10 protein-coding genes and 1 tRNA gene are annotated in these 13,601 nt (G+C 47.7%); 8 read left to right on the top strand and 3 right to left on the bottom strand.

The window, feature by feature from the left end; translation table 11 throughout:
* Positions 1 to 21: 21 nt before the first annotated feature.
* Together WBJ53_RS01175 and WBJ53_RS01170 are read right to left on the bottom strand one after the other, a co-directional pair.
* Positions 22 to 738: a response regulator transcription factor gene (locus tag WBJ53_RS01175; protein ID WP_338874219.1), complete on the bottom strand. Its 717-nt coding sequence runs from the start codon at positions 736 to 738 to the stop codon at positions 22 to 24.
* Positions 739 to 811: 73 nt separating this feature from the next.
* Positions 812 to 2,716, bottom strand: a complete 1,905-nt coding sequence (locus WBJ53_RS01170; RefSeq protein ID WP_338874218.1) for a HAMP domain-containing sensor histidine kinase — start codon at positions 2,714 to 2,716, stop codon at positions 812 to 814.
* A 215-nt stretch (positions 2,717 to 2,931) separates the two neighbouring features.
* On the opposite strand from WBJ53_RS01170, the gene WBJ53_RS01165 reads away from it, so the two are divergent.
* Positions 2,932 to 3,756, top strand: a complete 825-nt coding sequence (locus tag WBJ53_RS01165; RefSeq protein WP_338874217.1) for a T9SS type A sorting domain-containing protein — start codon at positions 2,932 to 2,934, stop codon at positions 3,754 to 3,756.
* Positions 3,757 to 3,932: 176 nt separating this feature from the next.
* The gene (locus tag WBJ53_RS01160) at positions 3,933 to 4,181 is read left to right on the top strand and encodes a hypothetical protein (protein ID WP_338874216.1); all 249 of its coding nucleotides are present in this window, start codon (positions 3,933 to 3,935) and stop codon (positions 4,179 to 4,181) included.
* Between the two features lie 6 nt (positions 4,182 to 4,187).
* Here WBJ53_RS01160 and WBJ53_RS01155 read toward each other — a convergent pair whose 3' ends face one another.
* Complete coding sequence (locus WBJ53_RS01155) at positions 4,188 to 4,688, bottom strand: rhodanese-like domain-containing protein (protein WP_338874215.1); 501 nt, start codon at positions 4,686 to 4,688, stop codon at positions 4,188 to 4,190.
* Positions 4,689 to 4,955: 267 nt separating this feature from the next.
* On the opposite strand from WBJ53_RS01155, the gene WBJ53_RS01150 reads away from it, so the two are divergent.
* The 6 genes from WBJ53_RS01150 (at position 4,956) to WBJ53_RS01125 (ending at position 13,421) form a co-directional block, all read left to right on the top strand.
* Positions 4,956 to 8,027 carry a glycoside hydrolase family 3 N-terminal domain-containing protein gene (locus tag WBJ53_RS01150; RefSeq protein WP_338874214.1) on the top strand — a complete coding sequence of 1,024 codons (3,072 nt, stop codon included), beginning with the start codon at positions 4,956 to 4,958 and terminating at the stop codon, positions 8,025 to 8,027.
* A gap of 218 nt (positions 8,028 to 8,245) precedes the next feature.
* Positions 8,246 to 11,356: a T9SS type A sorting domain-containing protein gene (locus tag WBJ53_RS01145; RefSeq protein ID WP_338874213.1), complete on the top strand. Its 3,111-nt coding sequence runs from the start codon at positions 8,246 to 8,248 to the stop codon at positions 11,354 to 11,356.
* A gap of 39 nt (positions 11,357 to 11,395) precedes the next feature.
* Positions 11,396 to 11,833, top strand: coding sequence for a nucleoside deaminase (locus tag WBJ53_RS01140; protein WP_338874212.1), 438 nt, complete (start codon positions 11,396 to 11,398; stop codon positions 11,831 to 11,833).
* 57 nt (positions 11,834 to 11,890) lie between these two features.
* Positions 11,891 to 12,505, top strand: coding sequence for a superoxide dismutase (locus WBJ53_RS01135; protein WP_338874211.1), 615 nt, complete (start codon positions 11,891 to 11,893; stop codon positions 12,503 to 12,505).
* Between the two features lie 109 nt (positions 12,506 to 12,614).
* A tRNA-His gene (locus WBJ53_RS01130) sits at positions 12,615 to 12,690 on the top strand.
* 74 nt (positions 12,691 to 12,764) lie between these two features.
* On the top strand, positions 12,765 to 13,421 hold the full coding sequence (locus tag WBJ53_RS01125) for a carotenoid biosynthesis protein (RefSeq protein ID WP_338874210.1): 657 nt from the start codon (positions 12,765 to 12,767) through the stop codon (positions 13,419 to 13,421).
* Positions 13,422 to 13,601: the final 180 nt, after the last annotated feature.

Here is a 13,601-nt window from a genome sequence, read left to right as displayed (position 1 = left end):
GGTAAGCGGTCCTCTTTGGGGCTAGGGGGCCGCAATCAGTTTAAACCCTTCGCCGTGTACATTCACAAGCTGAACGCTGGCATCTTCTTTCAGATACTTTCGGAGCTTGGTCACATACACGTCCATACTGCGGGCATTAAAGTATGAATCGTCGCCCCACACCATTTTCAATGCAAAACTACGGCTAACGGGCTGATTCAGGTTCTGTGCGAGCAATTTTAATAACTCCGATTCTTTACTGGTTAGTTTCTGCGACTGCATTTCACTATCGCTATCCGGCAAATTCTCGGCAGAACGGCTTAATAACTGATGCGGATAGTCGAACGAAAATGAGCCAATTTTATAGACCGACGGTTCCAGAGCATCGCCCGTACGTTGGTAGCGCCGAAGAATAGCCTGGATTCGGAGTAGCAATTCTTCCATACTGAAGGGCTTGGTCACATAATCGTCGGCACCTACTTTAAACCCCTGAATAGTATCTTCCTGCATGGATTTAGCCGTCAGGAAAATAATAGGCACTTCACGATTGGCCATTCGAACCTCCTTTGCCAGTGTGAACCCGTCTTTTTTGGGCATCATTACGTCGAAGATGCACAGGTCATACGTCTCCGTCATGAATTTTTGCAGTCCCTGATTACCGTCGGTTACCCGATCGGTTTCGTACCCTTTCATGGTCAGGAATTCCTGCACCAGCTGCCCCAGGTTAGGGTCATCTTCAACGAGTAGGATGGTAGGCATAAGGAAATGAGTGAATGAGTGAGTGAATGAGCAAAAGAGCGAATAGCATTGCTTAGCTTAACCATTCGCTCTTTCACTCATTCGCAATTTTATATGGCAAAATCACCTCAAACGAGCTGCCTTTGCCGGGTTCACTTTCTACGTGTATCTGACCGTGGTGCTCGTCTATCATTTTCTTTACGTAACTGAGTCCCAGTCCGAAACCTTTCACATCATGACGGTTACCGGTTGGCACACGATAGAATTTCTCAAAAATTCGGTTTACCTGATCTTTGGTCATACCTAAACCCTGGTCAGCAACCGTAATGCTCACTCCTTCGGGCAGGCTCCGCGTTACCAGCCTTATGTGTGGGCTTTCGGGCGAATACTTGAGCGCGTTATCGAGCAGATTGTACACAATATTGGTCAGGTGTACTTCATCGGCTTCGATCACTTCGCGGTCGGCATCGAATTCCAGATCCAGTTCGCCACCACGCTGCTCAATTTGCAGACTCATGTTGTTGAGTACTTTTTCGATCACGTCGTGAATGTTAACCGACGAGAGCTTGAGTTTTATTTCGCCCCGGTCCAGCAACGCCATCTGCAACACTTTTTCTACGTGTGAGCCCAACCGGCGGGTTTCGTCGCGAATGATACCCATATAACGAGCCAGCCGTTCATTGATCGAAGAGTTCTCCTCTGCCCCCCCTACCAGCGGCCGATTCACTTGCTCCTGCGCCATTTCAACCGCCAGCGAGATGGTAGAAATAGGTGTTTTGAACTCATGAGTCATATTGTTGATAAAGTCATTTTTGATATCGGCCAGTTTTTTCTGTCGGACAATAGTACTGATTGCGATATAAAAACAGGCCAGAATAACCAGAATCAGCACCACCGATGCCCCAAACGTGAACCACATCTGACTCAGAATAAACTGACGCTGCGTGGGGAAATAGATATAGACATAGTTTCCGGTTTCGAGCATATTGTTTGGAAACAAAGCCGCTTTGTAGCCTGCTTCACTAAACTGATTCGGATCGATACCTAACGATGTGAAAAGAAAAGCAGGCTGCGATTTGGTTCGTACGCCAAATGCAAAAGGTATGCTGATACCCCGCTCCTGCAATGACTGACGCAACAGGGTGTCGAGGGCCAGTCGGTTAATTCGATCTTCGATGGGTCGGTCCGAAAGCAAAAGCCCCTTCAGCACATCTTTAATCATCTTCGACTGTTCGTCGGCTTTCTGCGAACTAAAGCTCGCGGGTGGTGTAGCGGCCAGTTCTATGTTGGCCGAATCTTTCTGAGCCTGTTGTCGTTTTCGCTGACGAGCCTCCTGTTTCAATCGATTCCGAACCGCTTTTAACTTAGCCAGCGAATCGAGCCGGCGAGCGGCCGCCACCTGGCTATTAATCTGAGTAAGTTCATTAGCCAGAATCTGATCGACCCACTGATTGAACTGTTGCTGCTGGGCCAGTTGCGTTTGCCAGTCACCAACGGCCATCAGTTCGTCCTGCTGCCGAAAAAACTCTTCCACCACCGCCATCTGTTCGGCCGACAACGGATGGGCCACCGGATGCAACACATCGGACTGTACAACTACCGCCCCCGCAGGAGCCGTACCATACGCCAGCCGTTGCTGATCCATCAGCGATTCTGGCTGCACTTGTTTTCCTTTAGCCCGGCCAGCCAACGGCGGCTCCGACTTCGCTTTCTTTTCGGATGCGGTGTTAGGAGCGGCAGATGGATTGGCCTCTTTTTTGCCAATCGCCATTAGCCCGCCCTGTTGCTCATGAGCCTGAATGCGCTGGCGGGTAAGATAGAGAATCTCCTGTCGTTCGAGCGTTCGAACAACTTCCTGCAAGGCATCCGTCACTTTATAGTCAAATTGTTCTTTCTGCAAATGCAGCGCACTCCCGATCCAGTATAATTGCAGCCCCACCAGGCCCAGCAATCCTACTGCCATCAGTGCAACAATCCATCGTATGCGTTGTGTCGACATTTTTTTCGGCCTCGATGCAACCTTCGGCCTTTTTAAGCATCTATAGGTAAAGTAAACAAGCTTGTCTGAACCGGCCCAATCCAACGGCCTCAATTGGGCTATCCGTAAAAGTACGAACACCAGCAGGCAGTCATTGAGCCTTTAACAAACTTTAACAGCCCGGCCCTCAATGGCTTTCGGCACATCCCGTTACTCATTCATTAACGTTTAGTGTCATGAAAAAAACAGTAATTCTGCTTCGTCGGTTCGTTCCGGCGCTGTTTGTGGTTGTCAGTGTCGGTGGAATCGCTATGGCCCAGAAAGCCAGTTCATCGCCTAAAAACGAAGAAGTCAACGTTCACATTATTGAACGCAATGGCAGCGAGGTCCGTGAAATAGAACGAACCTACCATGTGAATGGTTTAACTGATCCCGAGCGCGACCGGTTAGTGATGAAGCTTGTCGATTCGCTCAAAGCTGCCCGAAAAGACAGAGGAGGAAAACGACAATTAACCATTATTGTTGATGATAATAATGGCGAACGGATCGTGAAACGCGAACGTCCAACCCCACGACTTAAGAAAACGCCGGGCGATCTATATGTACAACGGGGTAAACTTCCCCGTCTGCAAAACGACCCCTGGAATTGGGATGGCCAAACCTGGCGCTATGAGTTTCGGCGGGGAGCCGATTCGCTGGCCGATCAGCTTAACCGGTTTCGCTATCAAATGCCCCGCGACTGGGACCGTCAGTTGATTCGCCCGTTCGAAGACTGGTCGCGCAATTTTAACGCCAAGCCATCAACCATTCGCGGGCTGGATGCTTTTCCGAATAACCCCGACCATAATCAACTGAATATTCGTTTTACGGCGCCCGCCAAAGGTGACATTAGCATTGTGGTTACCAACACAAAAGGGAAAGAAGTGGCCAGGCAGGAAGTCAAAGATTTCTCTGGGGAATTTGTAGGTCAGGTCGATTTAGGGAAAAACGCACCGGGCACTTACTTCATCACCGTTACACAGCATGAAGATGGTGCTGTTAAACGGGTTGTGATTGAGTAAAGCATGAGCAGGGTAGTTGAAGTGCGGATTATAGATGTACATTAAAAATTAATCTGTATACTTGTAACCACATTATACTTCAACTACCCAAAAAAATTAAAAATTTTAGTACTATGTATTGCAAGATACCCAATAAAGCCTATATCTTTGTGTTGTCAATAATAAACAACAAATCAATGAAGACTTTACTGATTGTCGGAACGTTGTTGGTTGGGCTTAGCGGTCAGGCTATGAGCATGGGCCATCCGCATAACATTTTTGCAGCCCGTAAACAAATGCGTGCTAAAGCGTCGGCTCTGGTGCATAAGCCCAGGGTCTCATCGGTTAGCTCATGCTGGCAATCGATTGTAGAGATAAATAAAGAAGAATTCAGCAAACGTCTGCTTGCTGCTTTAAGTAGCGTAAGTCCGGCCCGGTCGTACTAACGCTACTTATTCGTAGACTTTTTCTCCGCGTTTGAGCCAGACACCCCATAGTCTTGAATATGCATGAACGCGCTCAGTAGGTTTTCCCTGATTATTGACAACAGGGTTTCCCTGATTAACCCATTCGAAGAGGCTACCATATAAATTATGAACGTGCTGATAACCAGCCGCCAATAGTTTCTCTCCTATTCGTTCGCTTCGGTAACCTACCGAACAGTATACTACCACATTTGCCGTTTTAGGAATACTCTGAACCCGCTTCAGATCAAAGTCGTCGTAACCAACCCAATGCGCCAGGGGCAGATGACTCACATCAAATTCGGCCTTACTGCGGGTATCCAGCAAAACGGCATCCGGCATTTTCTTTAATTCGGCTACACTTACCAACGGCACCGTTTTCTTATACATTGCTTCGAGCATTGTTTTATAGGCTCTGCTGTTTGTTTGCGCCCACCCAGAAAAAGACGTTGTCAGAATTGCTCCCCAAAGAATCCAGAACTGCTTCATATTCATTCGTACTAATGGGCCTACTTATTGCTCTTACAGCTAGGCATTGATTATCAGGCGAGTTGGCACTACCGGCGTTGCGAAGATACATGTTAACACATTTTAATTTTGTATTAATCGCAGAAAGGAAACATTTAACCTATATTTTTTCGTTAAAAAGTTAGATAATTTCAATATAGGTTATTGTTTTCGGCATGGTTTGGCTACTTTTATGGTTTAGCACTAAACCACCGATAGCCGACTGTACCATTTACCCATTGAGTGCCCATGCGGAACAACATTGTACGGCCGATTTTACTAGTTGGTTTGCTGTCCGTCAGTTTATTGACCGCCTTTGGCTTAACGAAGCCAGGCCGTAATTTGTGGACCCGGCTAACTCCGGCAGCGCGTTATCATAAGGCCAAAGCCAAACGTACCCATGCGCCCATTTCGCGTGTGTATACTCCGGCAAAGCCTGTTGAAGTCTTTGCCTTGCCCGATAGTGGCCAGCATTGGGTCGATAGCGTGTTTCAGACGCTCTCTCCCGAACAAAAAATTGGCCAGTTTTTTATGGTGGCAACCTTCTCGAACCGACACGAGAGCCACTATCAATATATTTCGCATCTGATCCAGACCAACCATATTGGTGGACTAATCTTCTTCCAGGGCGGTCCCTATCGGCAGGCTATTCTCACAAATCGGTATCAGGCATTGTCGAAAGTGCCATTATTAATTGGTATCGATGGCGAATGGGGGCTTGGTATGCGCCTGGACAGCACAATGGATTTCCCGAAACAAATGGCTCTGGGAGCAATTCGCGACAACAATCTGATTTACCAGATGGGTGCCGAAATTGGCCGCCAGTGTCAGCGGTTAGGGATTCATATCAATTTTGCCCCCGTATCTGACATTAACAGCAATCCGGCCAATCCGGTTATTGGGGTTCGGTCGTTTGGCGAATCAAAAGAAAATGTAGCGCTGAAAGCATCGGCCTATATGCGTGGCCTTCAGCAGACACATGTCATTGCCACGGCCAAGCATTTTCCTGGTCATGGCAATACCAATGCCGATTCGCACCACACACTGCCTACGGTCAGCCGCTCGTCGGAGCAAATGCGTGATGTTGACCTGTATCCGTTCCGTAAGTTGATAGCCGATAGTTTGATGGGGGTAGTTACTGGCCATCTATACGTTCCTGTTATCGACAATACACCAGCCTTAGCTGCTACACTATCGGAGAAAGTCGTTACCGAACTTCTAAAAAAAGAATTGGGTTTTCGGGGGCTGGTCTTCACCGATGCACTAAATATGGGCGGCATCAGCCGATCGCCCAAAGCAATGGATGTCAACCTACGGGCCTTAATTGCGGGTAACGATATTCTGCTCTACCCTGAAAATGTTCGCGAAGCCGCTCAAAACATTCAGAATGCCGTTAATCAGGGAATAATTTCGCAGGAATTCATTGATGAGAAAGTAAAAAAGATTCTCCGCGCCAAATACTGGGCAGGCCTGAACAAATACAAACCGATTGATCTGGCCAATTTATCGACCGATCTGAACTCGGCCGATGCACAACTTCTGAAGCAGCAGTTGTGTGAGCAGTCGGTTACGGTTGTTAACAATCAGCACAATCTGCTTCCTCTAGGTCAGTTAGATACTCTTCGGTTAGCATCTATTGCCATTGGTGCCGAATCGGACAATATGTTTCAGAAGACCCTGAACCAGTATGCCCCGTTTCAGACCCTGAGCTATTCGAACAAAATGGTTTCTGATGCCGAGCTGAACGATGCGCTGGCTCAGGTTAGCTCGGCCAATACGGTAGTGGTTAGTTTCCATAAAATGAGCGAATCGCCCTATCGAAAATTTGGCATCACAAAAACATCGCTCGATCTGATTAGCCGCTTGAAACAACGGGGCACCAAAGTTATTGTTGCCGTGTTTGGCTCGCCTTACAGCCTGACGCAATTTACCGATACCGACGGCCTGGTATGCGCCTATCAGGATATGCCCGAAATGGAGCAGGTGGTCCCACAGGTTCTGTTTGGTGGGCTGGGGTCGCATGGCGTGCTACCGGTATCGACGGGGGAATTGAAAATTGGCCTTGGTGAATTTATCAGCCCCGAGGGGCGGCTATCGGCAGGGTCGCCAGAGAGTGTAGGCATGAAAACGGCCACACTGTCGAAAATAGATGCCATTGCTCAGGGAGCCGTCCGCGACCATGTAGTACCTGGCTGCGAAATTCTGGTTGCCCGTAAAGGGAAAATCGTTTATAGCAAAAATTTTGGAGCACTGACCTACAGTGCCGGAGCCGAAAAAGTAACCGACGAAACACTTTATGATCTGGCGTCGCTGACCAAAGTGCTGGCTACCTTACAAAGTGTAATGGTTCTTTACGATCGTAAGCAGATTGACTTGGCCCAGAAAGCGTCGTTCTATTTACCAGAACTAAAGGGCACTAATAAACAGAATATTATTATTCAGGATTTGCTCTGGCATCAGTCGGGCATGGTATCGTTCTACCCCACAACCTGGGACAAAACCCGCTCACCAAAGGGCGGTTTGAAAGCAGAATATTACAGTGCGACTCAGGACTCTTTGCATACGCTTCAGATAGCCCCAACGCTCTGGGCAACGCCAGCGCTGAAAGACTCGGTCTGGAAGTGGGTGGTTCAGTCACCCATGTCACGTAAAGTAGATGCCTCTGGAAAACCTGCCTATGTGTATAGTGACCTGAATTTTCTAACGTTGCAAAAGATTGTGGAGCGGGTCAGCCAACAACCACTTGATGTTTTTGTGACGGAGAACGTTTATAAACCACTTGGCTTACATCAACTTGGGTTTACACCCCTACAGCGGCTAAAAAATCCACATTGTGCCCCTACTGAACAAGACACCTATTACCGTAATCAGCTTCTGGTAGGCACCGTACATGATCAGATGGCTGCCGTACAGGGCGGCATATCAGGGCACGCCGGGTTGTTTGGAAATGCACACGACATTGCAACACTCCTGCAGATGAACCTGCAAAAAGGGGCTTATGGCGGAACGCGTATTTTGCAGCCAATGACAGTACCTTACTTCACCCAGACACTCAGCAGTCGTAGCCATCGTGCCCTAGGGTGGGACAAACCTAATCCCGAAAGCTCCAGCAGCGTCTATCTGGCCCATCAGGCCTCTCCTCAATCGTTCGGCCATACAGGCTTTACGGGTAATGTCGTTTGGGTCGATCCAAATGAAGAACTGGTTTTTGTTTTCCTCTCGAATCGAATTTACCCTACCGCTGGCAATAACTCCATCAATACGACCAAGTTACGCCGTAAAATTCATGAGTTAATTTACAGCGCCATTGAAAAAGAGTAATTTTTTATTTTTTATAGGTATCGCAATAAAAATGCCACTAAAAAAGTGGCATTTTTATTGCAGGATAGTCAAATACGGCTAAGTATTACCTACGACCGTAAACAAACAAGAGTACATAATTAACTTTATTCAATAAGAGTATCATTAATATGAACGGACGTGTATTGTTCTTTTATGTATGCATTTTTTTGTGTCTGCTTAAAGCCACGACACCTGCTATGGCTCAAACGATTACAGTAAATGCACTCTCGTCCAGCGCCGTTTGTTCCAGCACAGGCGGTAGTTTATTTGTCCCGTTTTCTACTATTGGCATCTATGGCAAGGGAAACGTTTTTACAGCCCAGCTTTCCGATGCGAATGGCGTGTTTTCGGGAACAACACTAACAATCGGAACCCTAACAGCGTCTCCTCTCATTGCCTATACGGGTAGTATTACTGCTACAATTCCTAAAACACTGGCCGCCAGCAACAATTATAAAATCCGAATCATTGCCAGTACCCCGTCCGTAACCAGCGCCAATACACAACCGCTTTCCATTGATCAGCCCCCGCTGCCAACAATACCGGCATCACCTACTTACTGTCAGGGTAACACGGCTCAAGCACTTTCAGCAAAAGCCTCAGCAGGAGGTACCCTCAACTGGTACGGAACAAACCCCTCATCAACACCTACGGCAACAGCCCCTACTCCATCAACAGCCAAAGCAGGTATTATAGCTTATTATGTAAGCCAAACTCTAAACGGTTGCGAAAGCAATCAGGCTGTGATCCAAGTAGTGGTGAATGCCATACCGGGTCCACCCACGGTAAGCAACAAGTCCTATTGCCAGGGCGAAGTAGCCACTCCGCTGTCGGCTATGGCCATATCGGGCGCAACACTGAATTGGTATGCCAGCCCGGTAGCCGTAACACCATTAGCCAGTGCTCCTACCCCATCAACAACTAAAGCAGGTACAATAGCCTACTATGTCAGCCAAAGCTTAAATGGTTGCGAAAGCACAAGAGTATCTGTTCTTGTTATTGTTAGTGCTCCGCCATCGGCTCCTAAAGTAACAAACCCATCGCCCTATTGTCAGGGTGTAACGGCACAAGCCCTTACGGCCACCCCCGACAATAGCGGAACCCTTAAATGGTGGGGAACCAGCCCAAGCGGAGGCAGCTATTCGACCACGCCAACCGTACCCAGCACCAATGCCAGCGCCAATTATTATGTTAGCCAGGTTATTAATGGCTGCGAAAGCGATCGCGCCGTTATTGCCGTCACGGTCAAACCACAGCCTAATGCACCTGGTACTTCGCCCCTTGAATTCTGCCAGAATTCGTCAGTTCCTACCCTAACCGCTTCATTTGCCACAAGTGCAACGCCTAACTGGTATGGAACGAATGCGACAGGCGGCACTGCCTCAACCACACCCCCTACCCTGCAAAGCTCAACTCCAGGGCAAACAACATACTACGTAGCCCAAACGGTAGACGGATGTCAAAGCACCAGAGCCAGCCTGACCGTAACGGTAAAATCCATCCCTTCAGCACCCGGCGTTAACGCAGCAAGCTACTGTAATAATGCGCAGGCTCAGCCACTATCGGCCAGTGGCACAAACATTAAATGGTACGATGCCGCCGACAATTTTATAAATGGAACGCCTACACCATCGACAAACAACGTTGGCAATCAGACCTTCAGGGCAACGCAAACCATAAATGGCTGCGAAAGTCCTAAAGCAACCGTTACCATTACTATCAAGCCCATTCCTGGTCAACCAGGCGTTAGCAATCTAACATACTGCCAGGATCAGAAAGATCAGCCCGCTCAAAATATTCAACCCTTAACAGCCAATGGCCAAAATCTTCGGTGGTATAACCCCGATGGCAATAGCTATTCGGGTGCTCCAACGCCATCGGTTTCGCAAACAGGTGTGTTTTCTTTTCAGGTAACCCAAACCATCGACAACTGCGAGAGCGATAAAGCAACCCTTCAGGTCACGGTGAAAACTACGCCTGCCCCAACAGTGTCGAAACCCTTGGTAACCTATTGTATAGACGAAAAGTCAGTTCCACTCGAAGCTACCGGCGAGCCCGGCAGTACGCTGCACTGGATTGACCCCTACGGCCGGGATACAACGGTTCCACCAACGCCACCGACCCTGAATGTTAACGTACAGCCCGGCGGTGATGCCTACTATGTATATCAGATCAGCAATGGCTGCTCTAGTTCCCGGTCAACGATTAAGGTCATTGTCAATGCAATTCCCACTCTGGCAATAACAGGCTCGGCTAATGTTAATCTGGGCTTGAAAACGCCTTTGCATTTAACATTTACGAGTAACCCGCCTTTTAATTACACAATTACGGACGGTTATTCGGGCACCGTAACTAATACGACCGACACAACTATTCTGGTATTACCACGTGGCAACACAACCTATCAGGTATTGGGCGTAACCAATAGCTGTGGTGTAGGATTACCCGGCAATCCAGCTTCGGCCGTAGTTACGGTCAATGTGCCTACCATCACAACCAGTTCGCTGGCTACCAGCACGCTATGCGTTGGCTCATCATTCCAGGTTCCTTTCACAACGACGGGTTCTTTTACGAACGGCAATAGCTTCCGGGCAGAATTGATTAGCCAGAGCGATACAACAAAAAAATATGAAATTTCATCGGGAAACACCCAGAGCCCGGTAACTGCAACACTCTCGGGCACATTGGCCAGCGGGCAATATTATGTGCGGGTGAAAGGCTCAAATCCTGATGTAGGCGTGATAGGAACCAATAGCCCAACCGTTTTGACCATCCGATCGAAACCATCAGCTACGCTTACGGGTACACAAACCATAGCCGAAGGTACGCCAGCCAATTTAACCATTGCATTGGGGGGCGACGGTCCCTGGGCCATTAGCTATGCCGACAGTATTCGTTCTTTTTCGGCCGTTGCTGCCACCAGCCCGGCAACCGTTGAAGTCAGACCGGCCCGAACCACAACCTATCAGCTAACCAGCATAAGCAACTCCTGTGGTACAGGAACCGTATCGGGCCAGGCAATTGTATCGGTGGTAGTCGCTTTAGGGATAGAAGACCATTCACTCGATCCACAGATCAATGTGTATCCGGTTCCAACAGGTTCTACCCTAACTGTAAATATTGACGTATCTTTGGGGCAAAACCCGGCTATACTGCATTTAATTGACCAAAGTGGGCGATCCGTACGGGAGTTCACAACCCGTTCCCGCCAGACCGAACTCGATTTATCAGGTCAGCCAGCCGGTATTTACTTACTTCGCATTCAGGTAGGCGATCGACAATCGGTCCGAAAAATACTGAAGCAATAGTAACACAATACCTTTATCAAACTTCTGGTTATTCGATCAATGTTTTCCGACGAATACTTTATGGAAATGGCACTGAGCTTAGCCGAAGAAGCGGCCGAAGACGGTGAAATTCCGGTCGGAGCTGTGGTTGTATGCCGGAATCGGATTATTGCCAAAGGCCGCAATCAGACCGAACAGCTTACTGATGTAACGGCTCATGCCGAACTGCTGGCCATTACGGCCGCCACTCAATACCTCGGGGCCAAATACCTTACCGATTGCACGCTATATGTTACGCTGGAACCCTGTATTATGTGCGCAGGTGCCTTATTCTGGGCTCAGGTAGGACGCCTGGTTATTGGTGCCCCCGACCCGAAACGTGGTTATAGCCGAATTAGTGCTCCGATACTCCATCCTAAAACCCAACTCGAAACCGGTGTTCTGGCCGTCGAAAGTCAGGAATTATTACAGAAGTTTTTTCGACGGTTAAGAACATAAACTGATAGAGCCTTGTTAATTTATCCGAATGATCTTCCATTTTAACTCTTTAGTCCAATGGCTTTTGTATTAGACCCACTACCCTACCCCAGCGATTCGCTCGAACCAAACATTGATAAGCAAACCATGGAAATTCACCATGACAAGCACCACAATGCCTACGTTACGAACCTAAACAATGCGATTGCGGGGACAGAGTTGGAAAATAAATCAATTGAAGACTTACTGAAAACCGTTAGTCAGGCTCCAGTAGCGGTGCGCAACAATGGTGGCGGACACTACAACCACACCCTGTTCTGGAATACGATTTCGGGCAGTGGTGGTGGCCAGCCAACTGGTGACCTGGCCAATGCCATCAATGAAAAATTTGGCTCTTACGATGCCTTTAAAACCGAATTTACCAAAGCGGCTACCACTCGCTTTGGCTCGGGCTGGGCATGGCTTATCGTAACAGAAGACGGTAGCCTGGCCGTTACGTCGACTCCAAATCAGGACAATCCATTAATGGATATTGCCGATGTAAAAGGGTTCCCCATTATTGGCCTTGATGTGTGGGAACACGCTTACTACCTCAAATACCAGAACCGCCGTCCCGACTACATTGCAGCTTACTTCAATGTTGTAGACTGGAACGCTGCCGAAAAACGCTATCAGCAAGGTAAACAAGCTTAAGCGTACCCGATACCTGATGAATTATAAATGAGGAGCTGTTTGTGTTGAAAAAAAATAGTATTCATCATTTATAATTCATCATTGTCTGTTATCTTTGCACTCTCAAAATGGTGGATGTAGCTCAGTCGGTTAGAGCGTCGGATTGTGGTTCCGAAGGTCGCGGGTTCGAGCCCCGTCTTTCACCCTCCTAAAAGCCCCTCGAATGTTCGAGGGGCTTTTTCATTATCAACTTTTCTATAAAGCAGAAAGTTGTCGATTCATGCCGTTAAACGCTCCCACTGCAGATCGCTATTACTCAACCATCCGAACGGTTTTATTACTGGCCTATCTGGGAGGTATTATTGGTTTACAACTACCCTTTTCAGCAACTTATTTCAAACCTCTTACCCCGTATATCCTAACGCTATCGCTGCTCATACTTCTACTGTATCATACAGACTGGCAACCAGCTTTCGGCTTCTATATTCTATTTGCCAGCTTAACCAGCTATGCTGTTGAAGTGCTTGGCGTTCAGACCGGTACAATTTTCGGGTGGTACACGTATGGAACAGGGCTCGGTAGCAAGCTGTGGTCTGTGCCACCAGCTATTGGCATCAACTGGCTTATTTTATCCTACTGCTGCGGATCGGTATTCGATCGCCTGCCAATTTCTGTTCCAGCTAAAATTGGATTAGCATCAACTACCATGGTTATTCTTGATATGTGTATTGAGCCCGTTGCCGAAAAACTCGATTTCTGGACATGGCAGGAACACATAGCACCTTTACAAAATTACGTTGCCTGGTGGCTAATCTCCGCTGTATTACTAGGAGTATGGTACAGGTTGCCCTTCCGAAAAGAAAACAGATTAGCCAAATGGCTGCTTGCTTTGCAGTTTATCTTCTTCCTTGGTCAGATTTTGTTTATGTTTATATAGTTATTCATTAAACAAAACTACAGTTTTGCCGTTTTAGTAGTATATTTCCAGACGAAGCCAGCAATACAGCTTTTCCTATAAAAAGTGATCATCTTACAAAAAGCCTGTTTCGAAGGAAAACCGTTTGGCAAAAATTTATTTGCCTGGAGCATTTTTAAAAGAAAATTGGTTTGGGAATCC

This window comes from Spirosoma sp. SC4-14 (genome assembly GCF_037201965.1).
Lineage (GTDB): Bacteria > Bacteroidota > Bacteroidia > Cytophagales > Spirosomataceae > Spirosoma.
This window is presented reverse-complemented; position numbering and strand designations above follow the sequence as displayed.